The organism is Citrobacter sp. RHBSTW-00859, from assembly GCF_013729795.1.
In the GTDB taxonomy this organism is placed as follows: Bacteria; Pseudomonadota; Gammaproteobacteria; order Enterobacterales; family Enterobacteriaceae; genus Citrobacter; species Citrobacter braakii.
In genome coordinates this window covers 3,222,533-3,240,750 of sequence record NZ_CP056284.1, presented here as the reverse complement: position 1 = coordinate 3,240,750, position 18,218 = coordinate 3,222,533, and the positions used below count along the sequence as shown (strand labels likewise).

At 52.7% G+C, this 18,218-nt stretch carries 14 protein-coding genes; 9 read left to right on the top strand and 5 right to left on the bottom strand.

Features of this window, described 5'->3' with window-relative positions:
* Positions 1-46 precede the first annotated feature (46 nt).
* Complete coding sequence (gene trxB / locus HV302_RS16235; RefSeq protein ID WP_047359391.1) at positions 47-1,015, bottom strand: thioredoxin-disulfide reductase; 969 nt, start codon at positions 1,013-1,015, stop codon at positions 47-49.
* 547 nt (positions 1,016-1,562) lie between these two features.
* Between trxB and lrp the strand changes: the two genes are divergently transcribed.
* The 8 genes from lrp to HV302_RS16195 all read left to right on the top strand — a co-directional run bounded on the left by lrp (position 1,563) and on the right by HV302_RS16195 (position 13,733).
* Positions 1,563-2,057, top strand: coding sequence for a leucine-responsive transcriptional regulator Lrp (lrp, locus tag HV302_RS16230; RefSeq protein WP_002439523.1), 495 nt, complete (start codon positions 1,563-1,565; stop codon positions 2,055-2,057).
* A gap of 134 nt (positions 2,058-2,191) precedes the next feature.
* Positions 2,192-6,097, top strand: a complete 3,906-nt coding sequence (gene ftsK, locus HV302_RS16225) for a DNA translocase FtsK (protein WP_181626283.1) — start codon at positions 2,192-2,194, stop codon at positions 6,095-6,097.
* Between the two features lie 111 nt (positions 6,098-6,208).
* The gene (gene lolA, locus HV302_RS16220) at positions 6,209-6,820 is read left to right on the top strand and encodes an outer membrane lipoprotein chaperone LolA (protein WP_003831898.1); all 612 of its coding nucleotides are present in this window, start codon (positions 6,209-6,211) and stop codon (positions 6,818-6,820) included.
* A gap of 10 nt (positions 6,821-6,830) precedes the next feature.
* Positions 6,831-8,174 (top strand): replication-associated recombination protein RarA, encoded by a 1,344-nt coding sequence (gene rarA / locus HV302_RS16215; RefSeq protein WP_181626282.1) that lies wholly within the window; start codon positions 6,831-6,833, stop codon positions 8,172-8,174.
* A 92-nt stretch (positions 8,175-8,266) separates the two neighbouring features.
* On the top strand, positions 8,267-9,559 hold the full coding sequence (gene serS, locus HV302_RS16210; RefSeq protein WP_003831902.1) for a serine--tRNA ligase: 1,293 nt from the start codon (positions 8,267-8,269) through the stop codon (positions 9,557-9,559).
* Between the two features lie 236 nt (positions 9,560-9,795).
* Positions 9,796-12,240, top strand: coding sequence for a dimethylsulfoxide reductase subunit A (gene dmsA / locus HV302_RS16205; RefSeq protein ID WP_019076391.1), 2,445 nt, complete (start codon positions 9,796-9,798; stop codon positions 12,238-12,240).
* A gap of 10 nt (positions 12,241-12,250) precedes the next feature.
* A complete protein-coding gene (locus HV302_RS16200; RefSeq protein WP_181626281.1) occupies positions 12,251-12,868 on the top strand; it encodes a DMSO/selenate family reductase complex B subunit in 618 nt (205 codons plus the stop codon).
* 1 nt (position 12,869) lies between these two features.
* Entirely contained in the window at positions 12,870-13,733 is an 864-nt protein-coding gene (locus tag HV302_RS16195) for a dimethyl sulfoxide reductase anchor subunit family protein (protein ID WP_016152432.1), read from the top strand.
* 29 nt (positions 13,734-13,762) lie between these two features.
* Here the strand turns inward: HV302_RS16195 and ycaC are convergent, their stop codons facing one another.
* Positions 13,763-14,389, bottom strand: a complete 627-nt coding sequence (gene ycaC, locus HV302_RS16190) for an isochorismate family cysteine hydrolase YcaC (RefSeq protein WP_016152433.1) — start codon at positions 14,387-14,389, stop codon at positions 13,763-13,765.
* Positions 14,390-14,774: 385 nt separating this feature from the next.
* On the opposite strand from ycaC, the gene HV302_RS16185 reads away from it, so the two are divergent.
* The gene (locus tag HV302_RS16185; protein WP_137352027.1) at positions 14,775-15,923 is read left to right on the top strand and encodes an MFS transporter; all 1,149 of its coding nucleotides are present in this window, start codon (positions 14,775-14,777) and stop codon (positions 15,921-15,923) included.
* A gap of 45 nt (positions 15,924-15,968) precedes the next feature.
* On the opposite strand, the gene HV302_RS16180 is transcribed toward HV302_RS16185, so the two are convergent.
* From HV302_RS16180 to HV302_RS16170, 3 genes are read right to left on the bottom strand one after another with little or no spacing between them, the layout of a single operon-like run.
* On the bottom strand, positions 15,969-16,445 hold the full coding sequence (locus HV302_RS16180; protein ID WP_016152435.1) for a PTS sugar transporter subunit IIA: 477 nt from the start codon (positions 16,443-16,445) through the stop codon (positions 15,969-15,971).
* 53 nt (positions 16,446-16,498) lie between these two features.
* Positions 16,499-17,410: a transketolase family protein gene (locus HV302_RS16175; RefSeq protein ID WP_181598388.1), complete on the bottom strand. Its 912-nt coding sequence runs from the start codon at positions 17,408-17,410 to the stop codon at positions 16,499-16,501.
* Positions 17,410-18,207 carry a transketolase gene (locus tag HV302_RS16170; protein ID WP_181626280.1) on the bottom strand — a complete coding sequence of 266 codons (798 nt, stop codon included), beginning with the start codon at positions 18,205-18,207 and terminating at the stop codon, positions 17,410-17,412. Before HV302_RS16170 ends, HV302_RS16175 begins: the two co-directional genes overlap by 1 nt.
* Between the last annotated feature and the right edge of the window lie 11 nt (positions 18,208-18,218).

The following is an 18,218-nucleotide window of genomic DNA, read 5'->3' as shown; positions in this document are numbered from 1 at the left end:
GCGACTTATAGTCGCCTTTTTTACTTTTGTTACTGATTTGTAAAACTTATTTGCAAGCGTCCGCCAGACCGTCGAGATAACGTTCTGCATCAAGCGCGGCCATACAGCCTGTGCCCGCAGAGGTGATCGCCTGGCGATAAATATGATCCATCACGTCACCGGCTGCGAAGACCCCTGGAATGCTGGTTTGTGTGGCATTACCGTGAATACCGGACTGAACTTTGATGTAGCCGTTTTCCAGTTCAAGCTGACCGTCGAAAATGGCAGTATTCGGGCTGTGACCGATAGCGACAAACAATCCGGCAACGTCAAGTGACTCCACATTGTCAGTGTTTTGCGTATCGCGCAGGCGCAGCCCGGTTACGCCCATTTGATCACCGGTTACTTCTTCCAGCGTGCGGTGGGTGTGCAGCACGATGTTGCCGTTTTCAACTTTATCCATTAAACGCTTGATGAGGATTTTCTCAGCGCGGAAACTGTCGCGACGGTGAATCAAATGCACTTCAGATGCGATATTCGCCAGATACAGTGCTTCTTCAACCGCAGTGTTGCCACCGCCAATCACCGCAACTTTTTGGTTACGGTAGAAGAAACCGTCGCAGGTCGCGCAGGCGGAAACGCCGCGGCCTTTGAATGCTTCTTCTGAAGGCAAGCCCAGGTAACGTGCTGAAGCGCCGGTAGCGATGATCAGTGCGTCACAGGTGTACTCTCCGCTATCGCCGGTCAGACGGAAAGGGCGGTTTTGCAGATCAACTTTGCTGATGTGATCAAAAATGATTTCTGTATCAAATTTGGTCGCATGTTCGTGCATACGCTCCATCAGCAGCGGGCCAGTGAGATCGTGCGGATCGCCAGGCCAGTTTTCCACTTCTGTTGTTGTGGTCAGTTGACCACCTTTTTCCATACCGGTAATCAGTACCGGTTGCAGGTTAGCGCGTGCAGCGTAGACCGCAGCGGTATATCCCGCAGGGCCTGAGCCCAGAATAAGAAGTTTACTGTGTTTGGTTACGCCCATGAGATCCCCATAGTTGTTGGCAGGCAATGAGCAGGATTGTAGGGAATTTACAGGCGTAAAAAAAGAGTATGGCGATTTTGTTAACAATTTGTGTAATAGCAGAAACCGATGAGCGGGGGAATAAGTCGTAATACTATAACGATTTCTACTAAAAATCGGTCAGTTATAAGGTGATAAAATGACGATTTTCCATCGCTGCGAATGAATAACTGGCATGTTGTACTAAAAATTGATGTTTTGCTTTGACAATCACCTGCTGTTTTGCGAAAACAGTCAAGGAAGAAAAAAAATGTGTCATGTATGTGCTGCATAATCATGCATGTAGTTACCATGTTTACCGTGTTAGCGAAATCTACGCATGGTGTGGACAGATGCCATTCGTGATGTCGATAGCCGCCGACAGGCAACGGTCTTCTCACCATAAGCCCAGGCATTACAAACCGAAAATCCCTCTGGGTTGCGGTTTATTTTGATGGGTAGCGGCTCTGAACAGTGATGTTGGTAGAGTCAGGCAGGAGTAGGGAAGGAATACAGAGAGACAATAATAATGGTAGATAGTAAGAAGCGCCCTGGCAAAGATCTCGACCGTATCGATCGTAACATTCTTAATGAGCTGCAAAAGGATGGGCGTATTTCTAACGTCGAGCTTTCTAAACGTGTGGGACTTTCACCAACGCCCTGCCTTGAGCGTGTGCGTCGGTTGGAAAGACAGGGTTTTATTCAGGGCTATACAGCGCTGTTAAACCCGCATTATCTGGATGCATCACTTCTGGTTTTTGTTGAGATTACTCTGAATCGTGGCGCCCCGGATGTGTTTGAGCAATTTAACTCTGCAGTACAAAAACTTGAAGAAATTCAAGAGTGTCATTTGGTTTCCGGTGATTTCGACTATTTGTTGAAAACACGCGTACCGGATATGTCGGCGTACCGTAAGCTGTTGGGGGAAACCCTGCTGCGTCTGCCTGGCGTGAATGACACACGTACTTATGTCGTAATGGAAGAAGTCAAACAGAGCAATCGTCTGGTAATTAAGACGCGCTAACACGGAACAGGTGCAAAATCGACGCAGTTTGATTACACTCCTGTTAATCCATACAGCAACAGTGCCGGGGCAACCCGGTGCTGTTGTCCGTTTTAGCATCGGGCAGGAAAAGCCTGAAACCTGGAGAGCCGTTTTTGAGCCAGGAATACACTGAAGACAAAGACGTCACATTGACGAAGTTAAGCAGCGGGCGCCGACTCCTGGAAGCGCTACTGATCCTTATTGCCCTTTTTGCCGTCTGGTTGATGGCTGCCTTACTCAGCTTTAACCCTTCGGATCCCAGTTGGTCGCAAACCGCGTGGCACGAACCTATCCATAATCTGGGGGGAATACCCGGAGCATGGCTGGCAGACACACTGTTCTTTATTTTTGGCGTCATGGCCTACACCATTCCCGTCATCATTGTCGGCGGCTGCTGGTTTGCATGGCGACACCAGGCCAGCGACGAATACGTCGATTATTTTGCCGTTTCGCTGCGTATTATTGGCGTTTTGGCGCTGATCCTTACCTCCTGCGGGCTTGCCGCAATCAATGCCGATGACATCTGGTATTTCGCCTCTGGCGGCGTGATCGGCAGCCTGCTCAGCACCACGTTGCAACCATTACTGCACAGTAGCGGCGGTACGCTGACGCTATTGTGCATTTGGGCTGCGGGATTAACGCTATTTACCGGCTGGTCATGGGTGAGCATTGCGGAAAAACTGGGCGGCTGGTTACTCAATATCCTGACGTTTGCCAGCAACCGTACCCGTCGCGACGATACCTGGGTCGATGACGAAGAATATGAAGATGAAGATGAGTCTTTCGACACCGCTGATGGCAAACCTCATGAATCGCGTCGGGCGCGTATTCTGCGCGGTGCGTTAGCGCGCCGTAAGCGTCTGGCGGAGAAATTTACCAACCCGCTTGGCCGTCATACTGATGCCGCGCTATTTTCCGGCAAACGCATGGATGATGAAGACGAAATTGAATACAGCGCTCGTGGCGTGGTTGCCGATCCTAACGATGTGCTGTTCTCCGGTAATCGTGCGACGCTGCCTGAATATGACGAACTTGACCCACTGCTGAATGGTCATTCGGTGACAGAGCCAGTTGCCGCCGCAGCGGCAGCGACAACGGCAGCTCAGGCCTGGAGCGCACCGGTTGATCCGCTGCTGCAAACATCGCCAGTGACCAATACCGTTATGGAGCAACCGGCCCCAGCCGTAGCCTGGCAAGCCGTGCCTGGCCCGCAAACCGGTGATGCGGTGATTGCGCCAGCGCCTGAGGGTTATCCTCAGCCAGCCCACTACGCACAGCCACCAGTGCAGCAGCAGTATGAACCATGGCAGCAGCCGGTAGTGGAGGAGAGTCCGCAGCCGCAGGGATTTACCGCGGAGCACAACTGGCAGCCGGAACCTGCTTATCAGCCGGATCCCGTGCAGCAACCTGTTTATCAGCCGGAATCAACCTTTCAACAAAACGCCGCGTTCCAGCAGCCTGCGATTGAACAACCGCCTGTAGTGGAACCAGAACCGGTGGTTGAAGAGGTTAAACCGACTCGTCCGCCACTCTACTATTTTGAAGAAGTTGAAGAGAAACGTGCACGTGAGCGCGAGCAACTGGCCGCCTGGTATCAGCCGATTCCAGAGCCTGCTCAGGAGCCCGAACGTGTTAAGCCATCTATGCCGACGGCAGCATCCATACCGCCCGTTGAGTCAGTTGCTGCCGTTGCGCCGCTGGCCGCTGGGGTGAAAAACGCCGCTTTAGGGGCGGGTGCGGCTGCCGCAGCACCTGTCTTTAGTCTTGCGGGTAGCGGTGCACCGCGTCCACAGGTGAAGGAGGGGATTGGTCCGCAGTTACCGCGTCCGAATCGTGTGCGCGTACCTACTCGTCGGGAGCTGGCGTCATATGGCATAAAACTGCCGTCACAACGTATGGCTGAAGAGAAAGCGCGCGAAGAGCATCTTGATACAGATGCGTACAGTGACGAAGAAATTGACGCAATGCAGCAAGATGAGCTGGCGCGTCAGTTCGCCCAGTCGCAGCAGCACCGCTATGGCGAGGAGTATCAGGATGATGCCAGTCAGACTGATGATGATTCCGCCGCAGAAGCAGAACTGGCTCGCCAGTTTGCCTCTTCCCAGCAGCAGCGCTATTCCGGTGAACAGCCTGCCGGAGCGAATCCGTTCTCGCTTGATGACTTTGAATTTTCGCCAATGAAAACGCTGGTGGATGATGGTCCGCATGAGCCGCTATTTACTCCAGGCGTAATGCCGGAGCCTGCGCCGCAGTACCAGCAGCCTGTCACACCGCAGCAGCATTACCAGCAGCCAGCGCAGCCTGTCGCACCACAGCAGCATTATCAGCAACCAGCGCAGCCTGTCGCAGCGCAGCAGCATTATCAGCAGCCAGCGCAGCCTGTCGCACCGCAGCAGCATTACCAGCAGCCAGCGCAGCCAGTCGCACCACAGCAGCATTATCAGCAGCCGGCGCAGCCTGTTACAGCGCCGCCGCAGGATAGCCTGATCCATCCGCTCCTGATGCGTAATGGCGACAGTCGTCCGGCGCACCGTCCAAGTACGCCGCTGCCATCGTTGGATCTGCTCACGCCGCCGCCGAGTGAGGTTGAGCCGATAGATACTTTCGCTCTGGAGCAAATGGCTCGTCTGGTGGAGGCTCGTCTGGCGGACTTCCGCATTAAAGCCGATGTGGTGAACTACTCACCTGGTCCGGTTATTACCCGCTTTGAGCTTAATCTTGCTCCTGGAGTTAAAGCGGCGCGTATTTCCAACCTGTCGCGAGATCTGGCGCGTTCATTGTCGACCGCAGCGGTACGCGTGGTCGAGGTAATTCCGGGCAAACCGTATGTCGGGCTGGAGTTACCCAACAAAAAACGTCAAACCGTTTATCTGCGCGAAGTGTTGGATAACGCCAAATTCCGTGATAACTCATCTCCGCTGACCGTGGTACTGGGTAAAGATATTGCGGGCGAACCGGTGGTTGCCGATCTGGCGAAAATGCCGCACCTGCTGGTGGCAGGGACAACCGGTTCCGGTAAGTCGGTTGGGGTGAACGCCATGATCCTCAGCATGTTATACAAGGCGCAGCCGGAAGACGTTCGCTTTATCATGATTGACCCGAAAATGCTGGAACTGTCGGTTTATGAAGGCATTCCGCATTTGCTGACTGAAGTTGTGACCGACATGAAAGATGCTGCCAACGCCCTGCGCTGGAGCGTCAATGAAATGGAACGTCGCTACAAGCTGATGTCGGCGCTTGGCGTGCGTAACCTTGCCGGTTATAACGAAAAAATTGCTGAAGCCGCCCGTATGGGACGTCCGATTCCGGACCCGTACTGGAAGCCGGGCGACAGTATGGATGTTCAGCATCCGGTGCTGGAAAAACTGCCGTATATTGTTGTGCTGGTGGATGAATTCGCCGACCTGATGATGACCGTGGGTAAAAAGGTGGAAGAACTGATTGCTCGTCTGGCGCAAAAAGCGCGTGCGGCGGGGATCCACCTGGTGCTGGCGACCCAGCGACCGTCGGTTGACGTTATCACTGGTCTGATTAAAGCGAACATCCCAACGCGTATCGCCTTTACCGTGTCCAGTAAAATTGACTCGCGTACCATCCTTGACCAGGGCGGAGCGGAATCGCTGTTGGGTATGGGTGACATGCTTTATTCCGCACCAAACTCAACGATCCCTGTGCGTGTACACGGCGCCTTTGTACGTGATGAAGAAGTTCACGCTGTGGTTCAGGACTGGAAAGCGCGCGGTCGTCCACAATACGTTGACGGCATAACGTCTGACAGCGAAAGCGAAGGCGGCGGTGGCGGCTTTGATGGTGGCGAAGAGTTGGATCCGCTGTTCGATCAGGCGGTAAACTTTGTCACCCAGAAACGCAAAGCCTCAATCTCCGGCGTCCAGCGTCAGTTCCGTATCGGTTACAACCGAGCGGCGCGTATCATCGAACAGATGGAAGCGCAGGGAATTGTCAGCGAGCAAGGGCATAATGGTAATCGTGAAGTGCTGGCTCCACCGCCCTTCGAATGATTGCAAAGTTAAGTAATTCAGTATTTTCTACTTTCCTCATGCTGATTTTTGGCCTGAAATGGATAGCAGAGGGATCTCCCCGTTGGGAGTGACGTATTTTGAGGAATAACGATGAAAAGAATCGCAATCACCTGTGCATTATTGTCGAGCTTTGTGGTGAGCAGCGTCTGGGCAGATGCTGCCAGCGACCTGAAAAGCCGCCTGGATAAAGTCAGTAGCTTCCATGCCAGCTTTACTCAGAAGGTCACGGACGGTAGCGGTGCGGCGGTGCAGGAAGGTCAGGGTGACTTATGGGTTAAACGTCCCAATCTGTTTAACTGGCATATGACGCAGCCTGACGAGAGCATCCTGGTTTCCGATGGTAAAACGCTGTGGTTCTTTAACCCGTTTGTTGAGCAGGCGACTGCGACATGGCTGAAAGATGCCACGGGCAACACACCGTTCATGCTGATTGCGCGTAACCAGGCCAGCGACTGGCAGCAGTACAATATTAAGCAAAATGGCGATGATTTCGTGCTGACGCCAAAAACCAGCAGCGGTAACCTTAAGCAGTTTACTATCAATGTTGGGCGTGACGGGACGATCCACCAGTTCAGCGCCGTTGAACAAGACGATCAGCGCAGCAGCTATCAGCTGAAATCTCAGCAGAATGGTGCGATTGAACCCTCTAAATTCACCTTTACCCCGCCGCAAGGTGTAACGGTTGACGATCAACGTAAGTAGAGGCGTGTGAGTGAGCAATCTGTCGCTCGACTTTTCTGATAATACTTTTCAGCCGCTGGCCGCGCGTATGCGGCCAGAAAATTTAGCGCAGTATATCGGCCAGCAGCACCTGCTGGCTGCTGGCAAACCCTTGCCGCGCGCTATCGAGGCCGGGCATCTGCACTCCATGATTTTATGGGGACCGCCGGGGACCGGGAAAACGACGCTTGCCGAAGTTATTGCCCGTTACGCTAACGCCGATGTCGAACGAATTTCGGCAGTTACGTCTGGCGTGAAAGAAATTCGTGAAGCGATTGAGCGTGCGCGTCAGAACCGTAACGCGGGTCGACGCACGATCCTGTTCGTGGACGAAGTTCACCGTTTTAATAAAAGCCAACAGGATGCGTTTTTACCGCATATTGAAGACGGTACCATTACGTTTATTGGCGCCACCACTGAAAACCCCTCGTTTGAGCTCAACTCGGCGCTGTTGTCGCGTGCACGCGTTTATCTACTGAAATCGTTAACTTCCGACGACATTGAACAGGTACTGGACCAGGCGATGTCAGACAAATCGCGTGGTTATGGCGGCCAGGATATTGTTCTGCCGCCAGAGACGCGTCGGGCTATTGCCGAACTGGTTAATGGTGACGCGCGGCGGGCGCTGAATACGCTGGAAATGATGGCCGATATGGCCGAAGTTGATGATTCCGGCAAGCGCGTATTGAAACCAGAATTGCTCACCGAAATTGCCGGTGAACGTAGTGCGCGTTTCGATAATAAAGGCGATCGTTTTTACGATCTCATCTCCGCATTACACAAGTCGGTACGTGGAAGCGCCCCAGATGCGGCGCTTTATTGGTATGCGCGAATTATTACCGCTGGTGGCGATCCGCTGTACGTTGCCCGTCGCTGTCTGGCGATTGCCTCAGAAGATGTCGGCAATGCCGATCCCCGCGCCATGCAGGTGGCGATTTCCGCATGGGACTGTTTTACCCGCGTGGGACCCGCGGAAGGCGAACGCGCGATTGCTCAGGCGATTGTTTATCTGGCCTGTGCGCCGAAGAGTAATGCGGTTTACACCGCCTTCAAAGCCGCGCTGTCTGATGCCCGCGAACGTCCGGATTACGACGTGCCGGTTCACCTGCGCAATGCGCCGACTAAGCTGATGAAAGAGATGGGCTACGGTCAGGAGTATCGTTATGCCCATGATGAGCCTAATGCCTATGCCGCCGGAGAAGAGTACTTCCCGCAGGAAATGGCACAAACGCGCTATTATCGCCCCACAAACAGAGGTCTTGAAGGCAAGATTGGCGAAAAGCTCGCCTGGCTCGCCGGACAGGATCAAAATAGCCCTATAAAACGCTACCGTTAGTGTTATCGTTGCGGTAATGTTGTCTCTGTATCCCTGTGACCGCAGGCTGTGGTCACTTTCTCCTATTTTAATTCGATAAGCACAGGATAAGCATGCTCGATCCCAATCTGCTGCGTAATGAGCCAGACGCAGTCGCAGAAAAACTGGCAAGCCGGGGCTTTAAGCTGGATGTAGATAAGCTGCGCGCTCTTGAAGAGCGTCGTAAAGTTCTGCAGGTACAAACTGAAAACCTGCAGGCAGAGCGTAACTCGCGATCGAAATCCATCGGCCAGGCAAAAGCGCGCGGGGAAGATATCGAGTCTTTACGTCTGGAAGTGAACAAACTGGGCGAAGAGCTGGATGCCGCGAAAGCTGAACTTGATACCTTACAGGCCGAGATCCGCGACATTGCGCTGACTATTCCTAACCTGCCAGCGGACGATGTTCCGGTGGGTAAAGATGAAAATGACAACGTCGAAGTCAGCCGCTGGGGTACTCCGCGTGAGTTTGATTTCGAAGTGCGCGATCACGTTACCTTGGGTGAAATGCACACGGGTCTTGATTTCGCCGCGGCGGTTAAGCTGACCGGCTCTCGTTTCGTGGTCATGAAAGGGCAGATTGCGCGTATGCACCGTGCGCTGTCTCAGTTCATGCTGGATCTGCATACTGAACAGCATGGCTATAGCGAAAACTACGTCCCGTATCTGGTTAACCACGACACGCTGTACGGTACAGGCCAACTGCCGAAATTCGCTGGCGATCTATTCCATACCCGTCCGCTGGATGAAGAAGCTGATAGCAGCAACTATGCGCTGATCCCAACGGCAGAAGTTCCGCTGACCAACCTGGTGCGCGACGAAATCATCGATGAAGATGCGCTGCCGATCAAAATGACTGCGCATACGCCGTGCTTCCGTTCTGAAGCAGGTTCTTACGGTCGTGACACGCGTGGTCTGATCCGTATGCACCAGTTCGATAAAGTTGAGATGGTGCAGATTGTTCGCCCGGAAGATTCGATGGACGCGCTGGAAGAGATGACCGGCCATGCCGAGAAGGTCCTGCAACTGCTGGGTCTGCCGTATCGCAAAATCATCCTGTGCACTGGCGACATGGGCTTCGGCGCATGCAAAACTTACGATCTGGAAGTGTGGATCCCGGCGCAGAATACCTATCGCGAAATCTCCTCTTGCTCCAACGTGTGGGATTTCCAGGCTCGTCGTATGCAGGCGCGTTGCCGCAGCAAATCCGACAAAAAGACCCGTTTAGTGCATACTCTGAACGGTTCCGGTCTGGCGGTTGGGCGTACGCTGGTTGCGGTAATGGAAAACTATCAGCAGGCTGATGGCCGCATTCAGGTTCCGGAAGTATTACGTCCGTACATGAATGGCCTGGAATTCATCGGTTAAGTTACCTTTCTCTGCTAAAAAAGCGCCTCAGGGCGCTTTTTTTATGCCCGTTTGACGTCGGACAATAACGACTACTCCCATAGAGGTAATACTGACTTCGAATGAAAGTCAGTATTTTTCTCTGTCTTTTAGCAAATTCAGTTTCTACCAGCCCGTATATCGATATTAACGTTATATAAAAAACTATACATCGAATGTTTGTATTTTGTTTATTGTGAGCAGCAGAGTGAGCCACTATGAAAACTAAGATCCCCGATGCCGTGCTGGCAGCTGAGGTTACTCGCCGCGGTTTGGTGAAAACGACGGCGATAGGCGGACTGGCGGTGGCCAGTAGCGCGTTTACCCTGCCATTTACCCGTATTGCAAATGCTGCAGAAGCCCTTAATCCGACGCCGATTAATGAGAAAGTGATCTGGAGCGCGTGTACGGTAAACTGCGGCAGCCGCTGCCCGCTGCGTATGCATGTGGTCGACGGTGAAATAAAGTATGTCGAAACCGACAACACCGGCGATGACAACTATGACGGTCTGCACCAGGTACGCGCCTGTCTGCGTGGTCGATCCATGCGTCGCCGAGTCTATAATCCCGATCGTCTGAAATACCCGATGAAACGCGTTGGTAAGCGTGGCGAAGGAAAATTTGAGCGCATCAGTTGGGATGAAGCCTACGACATCATTGCCAGCAATATGCAGCGTCTTATCAAAGACTACGGCAATGAGTCTATCTACCTGAACTACGGTACCGGTACGCTGGGTGGCACTATGACGCGCTCGTGGCCGCCGGGTAAAACGCTGGTAGCACGGTTGATGAACTGCTGCGGCGGCTATCTTAATCACTACGGTGACTACTCTTCAGCGCAAATCGCTGCCGGGTTGAACTATACCTACGGCGGCTGGGCTGACGGTAACAGCCCGTCCGATATTGAAAACAGCAAGCTGGTGGTTCTGTTCGGTAATAACCCTGGTGAAACCCGTATGAGCGGGGGTGGGGTAACCTATTACCTTGAACAGGCGCGACAGAAATCCAATGCCCGCATGATCATTATCGATCCCCGTTATACGGATACCGGTGCGGGGCGTGAAGATGAATGGATCCCGATCCGTCCTGGTACTGATGCGGCGCTGGTCAATGGTCTGGCGTATGTCCTGATCACCGAAAACATGGTTGACCAACCGTTCCTCGACAAATACTGCGTGGGTTACGACGAGAAAACCTTACCGGCCGACGCACCGAAGAACGGTCACTATAAGGCGTATATTCTTGGGCAGGGTAAGGATGGCATTGCCAAGACCCCGGAGTGGGCGGCGCAGATTACCGGTATTCCCGCTGAACGTATCGTCAAACTGGCGCGTGAAATAGGTAGCGCTAAACCGGCATACATCAGCCAGGGGTGGGGGCCGCAGCGTCATGCTAACGGTGAAATAGCGACCCGCGCCATTTCTATGCTCGCTATCCTGACCGGTAACGTTGGGATCAACGGCGGCAACAGCGGGGCGCGTGAGGGCTCATACAGTTTGCCGTTTGAGCGTATGCCAACGCTGGAAAACCCTGTTGAAACCAGCATCTCGATGTTCATGTGGACGGACGCGATTGAGCGAGGCCCGGAGATGACGGCCCTGCGTGACGGCGTACGCGGCAAAGACAAGCTCGATGTTCCTATTAAGATGATCTGGAACTATGCCGGTAACTGTCTGATTAACCAACACTCTGATATTAACCGCACGCATGAAATCCTCCAGGACGAGAAGAAGTGCGAGATGATTGTCGTCATCGACTGTCATATGACTTCCTCGGCGAAATACGCGGACATTTTGCTGCCGGACTGCACCGCCTCCGAACAGATGGATTTTGCGCTGGATGCCTCATGCGGGAACATGTCCTATGTGATTTTCACCGATCAGGCGATCAAACCACGCTTCGAATGCAAGACTATCTACCAGATGACCAGCGAACTGGCGAAGCGCCTTGGCGTCGAGCAGCAGTTTACAGAAGGTCGTACTCAGGAAGAGTGGATGCGCCATCTGTATGAGCAGTCGCGCAAAGCGATTCCTGAACTGCCTACGTTTGAAGAATTCCGTCAGCAAGGGATCTTTAAACAGCGCGATCCGCAAGGACATCATGTGGCGTACAAGGCATTCCGTGAGGATCCTAAAGCCAATCCGCTGACCACGCCGTCAGGTAAGATCGAAATTTATTCGCAGCAGCTTGCCGAGATCGCGGCAACCTGGGAACTGCCGGAAGGTGATGTAATCGATCCGCTACCGATTTATACCCCAGGCTTTGAAAGCTTAAACGATCCGCTGGTGGAGAAATTCCCTTTGCAGCTGACCGGCTTCCACTATAAGTCTCGCGTTCACTCGACCTATGGCAACGTCGATGTCCTGAAAGCATCCTGCCGCCAGGAAATGTGGATCAACCCGATGGATGCGCAGCGACGCGGTATAAACAACGGCGACAAGGTACGTATCTTTAACGATCGTGGTGAAGTGCATATCGAGGCGAAAGTGACGCCACGTATGATGCCCGGCGTGGTGGCATTGGGCGAAGGGGCCTGGTATGACCCGGATGCAAAACGCGTGGATCAGGGCGGTTGCATTAACGTCCTGACGACCCAGCGTCCGTCTCCTCTCGCAAAGGGGAATCCGTCACACACGAACCTTGTTCAGGTTGAAAAGGCGTAAGGAGTAACCGATGACAACCCAGTATGGATTTTTTATTGATTCCAGCCGTTGCACCGGTTGCAAAACCTGCGAACTGGCCTGCAAAGATTTCAAAAATTTAACCCCGGAAGTCAGCTTCCGCCGCATTTATGAATACGCAGGCGGCGACTGGCAGGAGGACAACGGCGTCTGGCATCAGAACGTCTTTGCTTATTACCTCTCCATTGCGTGTAACCACTGTGAAGATCCGGCCTGTACCAAGGTTTGTCCGAGCGGTGCGATGCACAAACGTGAAGATGGTTTTGTCGTTGTCGACGAAGATGTGTGCATTGGCTGCCGGTATTGCCACATGGCATGTCCTTACGGCGCGCCACAGTACAATGCTGAAAAAGGGCATATGACTAAATGTGATGGCTGCCATGAGCGCGTCGCTGAAGGCAAGAAACCTATCTGCGTGGAGTCCTGCCCACTGCGTGCGCTGGATTTTGGTCCGATTGAAGAGTTGCGCAAAAAACACGGTACTTTGGCTGTGGTAGCGCCACTGCCGGGCGCGCACTTTACCAAACCAAGTATTGTCATCAAACCTAACGCCAATAGCCGCCCGACCGGGGATACTACAGGTTATCTGGCCAATCCGAAGGAGGTGTAAGATGGGAAGTGGATGGCATGAATGGCCGCTGATGATCTTCACTGTCTTCGGACAGTGTGTAGTTGGTGGCTTTATCGTTCTGGCGCTGGCGTTGATGAAAGGGGACTTACGCCCTGAATCGCAGCAGCGCGTGATTGCCTGCATGTTCGGGCTGTGGGTATTAATGGGCATTGGCTTTATTGCTTCTATGCTCCACCTGGGCTCACCGATGCGCGCCTTTAACTCACTCAATCGTGTAGGGTCTTCTGCGTTGAGTAATGAAATTGCCAGCGGCTCAATCTTCTTTGCCGTTGGCGGCATCGGCTGGCTGCTGGCAACGTTGAAAAAAATGTCGCCCGTATTACGCAATCTGTGGTTAGTTGTCACCATGGTATTGGGCGTGGTTTTTGTCTGGATGATGGTGCGCGTGTATAACACCATCGATACCGTACCGACCTGGTACAGCATCTGGACGCCGCTGGGCTTCTTCCTGACGATGTTTATGGGCGGTCCGCTGCTGGGATATCTGTTGCTGAGAATTGCTGGCGTGGACGGTTGGGCGATGCGCCTGTTGCCGGCTATTTCAGTGCTTGCTCTGGTCGTGAGCGCCATCATGTCTGTAATGCAGGGGGCTGAACTGGCGACGATCCACAGTTCCATTCAACAGGCGTCTGCGCTGGTTCCGGATTACGGCTCGCTGATGGCGTGGCGGATTGTCGCTCTGGCATTAGCGCTGTGCTGCTGGATTGTACCGCAAGTGAAAGGCTACCAGCCTGCAGTTCCGCTGCTTTCCGTCGCGTTTATTCTGCTGTTAGTCGGCGAGTTGATTGGTCGTGGCGTGTTCTACGGGCTGCATATGACCGTCGGTATGGCGGTTGCCAGCTAAATGACAAACCGGGGCATAGCCCCGGTTTTTTACTTCTGTTTAGTTAACGTGTCGTAGCTGGTCATCAGATTGCGATAATCAGGAATGTGATTAGAGAACAGCGTCGCCAGACCTTCGATATCGTTGCGCCAGTCGCGATGCAACTCACATGCGACACCAAACCACGTCATCAGTTGAGCACCGGCCTGGGACATCCGATCCCATGCTGAATGGCGAGTAATTTCATTAAACGTACCCGACGCATCGGTTACGACAAAGACATCAAAACCTTCTTCAATAGCCGAGAGCGCAGGGAAAGCAACGCAAACTTCCGTCACGACACCGGCAATAATCAGCTGTTTTTTACCGGTCGCTTTCACTGCTTTCACGAAATCTTCGTTATCCCACGCGTTAATGTTTCCGGGGCGAGCAATATAAGGCGCATCGGGAAATTGAGCTTTCAGTTCCGGTACCAGTGGCCCGTTTGGTCCTGTCTCGAAACTGGTTGTCAGAATGGTTGGGAGTTTGAAGTATTTTGCTAAGTCGCCGAGGGCAAGCACGTTGTTTTTAAATTTATCGGGATCGATATCCCGAACCAGAGAGAGCAGGCCTGCCTGATGGTCGACCAGCAGTACTGCCGCATTATCTTTATCAAGTCTTACGTAAGGTTTAGTCATGATATTTCTCCTGTTCAGCATCAGTGGGGGAAATTTGATGAGTTTAAGTCTACAGAAAGAACGATATATGGATTAGATACCTAAATAAGAACTCACTGTTCTATTTTGAAGACAATGCAGATCTGCATCCCGCATAGAGTTTAGTAAGAAATAAAAGTAAGGGGAGTCCATGAAATTTTTCGACTGAACGCAACGCGAGATTTTTGTTTTAGATCAATAAAAACAAGCAGATGTGTTTTTGTGTTTTTTATCTATTCACATTAAGAATCAGTAATGCAAATCGATCGTCCGGAAAGCGCCTCAGCCCTTTGATTGCGCCGATTGACAATGTTTTTGGCAGTGGCATGATGCGCATGAAATTTGAACTTCCTCACGGTTTTTATTCATGTCCATCTATACCCGTCCCGTCATGCTGTTGCTGTGCGGGCTGCTTCTGCTGACCCTGGCGATCGCCGTGTTAAACACGCTCGTCCCGCTTTGGCTCGCCCATGAAAATTTGCCCACCTGGCAGGTAGGTGTGGTGAGTTCTTCCTACTTTACCGGCAATCTGGTAGGGACGTTGCTGACTGGGTATTTAATAAAACACCTTGGTTTTAATCGCAGCTATTACATTGCCTCGCTTATTTTTGCCGCGGGCTGTATCGGCCTGGGGGTTATGGTGGGATTCTGGAGCTGGATGACCTGGCGTTTTATCGCCGGTGTTGGCTGCGCCATGATTTGGGTGGTAGTGGAAAGTGCGCTGATGTGCAGCGGGACTTCGCGTAATCGCGGACGCTTGCTTGCCGCCTATATGATGATCTATTACGTGGGGACTTTTTTAGGCCAGCTACTAGTTAGTAAAGTATCAACAGAATTGATGAACGTCCTGCCGTGGGTGACGGGTACGATCCTGGCTGGCGTTTTGCCATTGCTCTTTACGCGCATTGCCAATCAGCAGGGTGATGAACAGCAGTCTACTCCTATTACCTCCATGCTGAGGCTGCGTCAGGCGCGTCTGGGCGTTAACGGCTGTATTATTTCCGGGATTGTGCTGGGGTCTTTGTATGGCCTGATGCCGCTGTATCTCAACCATCAAGGGGTGAGCAACGCCAGCATTGGTTTCTGGATGGCGGTTCTGGTTAGCGCTGGTATTCTGGGGCAATGGCCGATTGGCCGCCTGGCAGACAAGCTGGGGCGCCTGCTGGTTTTACGCGTCCAGGTCTTCGTGGTTATCGTCGGAAGTATCGCCATGCTGAATCAGGCGGCGATGGCGCCTGCGTTGTTTATGTTGGGTGTGGCAGGTTTTACCCTCTATCCGGTGGCGATGGCCTGGGCCTGTGAAAAGGTTGAACATCATCAGCTGGTCGCCATGAATCAGGCATTGTTATTAAGCTATACCGTTGGCAGCCTGCTTGGTCCTTCATTCACCGCAATGCTGATGCAGAATTATTCCGATAATCTGTTATTCATTATGATTGCCAGCGTATCGTTTATTTATCTGCTGATGTTGTTGCGTAGCGCCAGACATACACCGACTCCGGTGGCTCACGTATAAAGCGCGCCAGACGGTATGCAAGGCAAAATGTTTGCATACCGTGACTCATTTTCCCATTGCGGGTATGCCGGAAGTTGCGAGGTATTCGCATGCTTTCAGCGTGCAGTGAAGTTGCGCCTGACTGGTCATACTCGTCAGCTGTTGTAAATGCTCCCCTTCATCCAGCCAGCAAACCAGTTTTTGAATCATTTCAATATGTCGGGTGCTGCTGGCAGCCGCCAGGACAATAATTAACCGCACATCTGGATGCCCTGGAAAAGGCACCGCCTCTTTCAGACACAAGAGCGACAAATGTGTCTCACTGCTTATCACTCCTTCTTCCGGACGAGCGTGCGGCAGGGCAAACTCAGGGCTTAAGATGTACCACGGACCCAGTTGTTCTGTTTCACGGATGATTGCCTGAGCGTAGGCGGACGTAATCGCGCCCAGTTCTTCCAAAGGCTGGCAAGCCAGCGTCACGGCCTCCTGCCAGGAGTGGCATTGTTCACGAAACTGACAGGCAGAAAATAGCGCAGATGTCATTGTGTTCTCCTTATTTCAGAGCAGCAGACCGCATTGCGGTCTGCCAACCCGAACTATCTCAGGGCTTCAAAGAGTGCGGTCGCCGAAATACCGTATTTCTCTTTCAACTGGCGGCTATTGCCTGATTCCGTAAACGTATCTTGTGTCCCCAGTCGGATTAATCTCGTGGTTAATCCTTCCTCCGCCAATACTTCAGCAACCTGTCCGCCAAGCCCACCGGTGATCGTGTGATTTTCAATCGTTGCGATCTGCGGGCAGTTGGCAATCAGTTGCAGAAAGCGCTGGCGGTTAAACGGTTTTAGCATGGCGACGTGAATCAGCTTGCCACGTTTTCCCTGGGCGTACAGCTGCACATAACCTGCGCTTGCCTGCTCCAGAACGGTCCCTTCATAGAGAATGGCGAAGTCATTGCCTGAGTCCTCCACGGCGGCGATATCGGTCACTCGCGGAACGGCAGATTTATCGCGCACGGGCATAGGTTCTCGGGCTACGCGAATATAGACCGGACCGGGAATGTTTACTGCCTGTTCAAATGCGGACTCAACTTCTTCAGCGTCGGCAGGCGTTAGAATTGTGAGCCCCGGCAGTACGCGCGTCAGGGCCAGATCTTCCAGCGCATGATGCGATGCGCCGTCAGGTCCATCATCCATTCCTGGGTGGCTACCAACTAATTTAATGTTAGCTTTGGCGTAGCACGCCTGGCGCAGTTGAGTCCAGGCGGTGCCTGTCACAAACATCGCAAAGTTAACGTAGAACGGAATATTTCCTTCCAACGCCTGGCCAGTGGCAAAGCTCATTGCCGATCCTTCCGCAATACCCATTTCAAAGAAAGCGTCTGGATAGACGGCCTGGAACTGGTCAGTGCGGGTGGAGCTGGCTAAATCACTATCAATGGCGACAATGGGATAGCCCTTTTTTTTCAGGGCAATGAGTGCGTTACCAATTTCATCACGTGGGGCTTTCATCACTGCAACTCCTCCATAGCCTGCTGATATTGTTCGGTGGTTGGGGTTTTTGAATGCCAGTCACCGTTATTTTCCATATAGCTAACGCCACTGCCTTTAGTGGTATGCGCAATAATGGCGACAGGTTTTCCTTTCAGATGGCGTGAGAGCATCAGCGTGTCGGCAACCTGATGCATATCGTTACCGTTATGGAGTTCGAGTACGTGCCAGCCGAAAAGACGCACTTTGTCGGCCAGAGGTTCCAGATTCACCACCTGATTCACGGGGTCGTGGGAGGAAAAACCGTTGTAGTCGATAATCGCCACCAGGTTATCCATCTTCATATGGCCTGCCTGTTGTAGCGTCTCCCAGATTTGCCCTTCGTGCATTTCGCCATCGCCAATGATGGCGAAAACGCGCTGTGATTCCCCCCGCTGTTTTTTGGCCGCCGCCATACCAAAGGCAATGGATAATCCCTGGCCCTGCAGGCCGGTTGTTGCATCGACTTCGGGCAGAGATTTGATGCTAGGGTGCCCCTGTAAACGTGAGTTAATTTGTCGAAAAGTATTAAATTCGCTGCGCTCAATTTTGCCTTTTTGATGCAGCATGGCGTACTGAGCAGCAACCGCATGACCTTTGCTCATGACCACGCGAGCGCGAGGGGTGCAGGAGAAGTCCACCTCTTGATCGTAAATCCAGGTCAGAATGTCGATGATGGACAATGCACCGCCAGGATGGCCAATGCCTGATTCATAAATCATGGTGACAATATCCCGGCGAGCAGCCAGCGCATGGGATTTTAATTCGTCAATATTCATGTTCATTCCTT

Excerpts from the sequence above, each read along its gene's own strand:
- trxB (WP_047359391.1), bottom strand. The coding sequence starts at position 1,015 with ATGGGCGTAACCAAACACAGTAAACTTCTTATTCTGGGCTCAGGCCCT.
- lrp (WP_002439523.1), top strand. The coding sequence starts at position 1,563 with ATGGTAGATAGTAAGAAGCGCCCTGGCAAAGATCTCGACCGTATCGAT.
- lolA (WP_003831898.1), top strand. The coding sequence starts at position 6,209 with ATGAAAAGAATCGCAATCACCTGTGCATTATTGTCGAGCTTTGTGGTG.
- serS (WP_003831902.1), top strand. The coding sequence starts at position 8,267 with ATGCTCGATCCCAATCTGCTGCGTAATGAGCCAGACGCAGTCGCAGAA.
- dmsA (WP_019076391.1), top strand. The coding sequence starts at position 9,796 with ATGAAAACTAAGATCCCCGATGCCGTGCTGGCAGCTGAGGTTACTCGC.
- HV302_RS16200 (WP_181626281.1), top strand. The coding sequence starts at position 12,251 with ATGACAACCCAGTATGGATTTTTTATTGATTCCAGCCGTTGCACCGGT.
- HV302_RS16195 (WP_016152432.1), top strand. The coding sequence starts at position 12,870 with ATGGGAAGTGGATGGCATGAATGGCCGCTGATGATCTTCACTGTCTTC.
- ycaC (WP_016152433.1), bottom strand. The coding sequence starts at position 14,389 with ATGACTAAACCTTACGTAAGACTTGATAAAGATAATGCGGCAGTACTG.
- HV302_RS16185 (WP_137352027.1), top strand. The coding sequence starts at position 14,775 with ATGTCCATCTATACCCGTCCCGTCATGCTGTTGCTGTGCGGGCTGCTT.
- HV302_RS16180 (WP_016152435.1), bottom strand. The coding sequence starts at position 16,445 with ATGACATCTGCGCTATTTTCTGCCTGTCAGTTTCGTGAACAATGCCAC.
- HV302_RS16175 (WP_181598388.1), bottom strand. The coding sequence starts at position 17,410 with ATGAAAGCCCCACGTGATGAAATTGGTAACGCACTCATTGCCCTGAAA.
- HV302_RS16170 (WP_181626280.1), bottom strand. The coding sequence starts at position 18,207 with ATGAATATTGACGAATTAAAATCCCATGCGCTGGCTGCTCGCCGGGAT.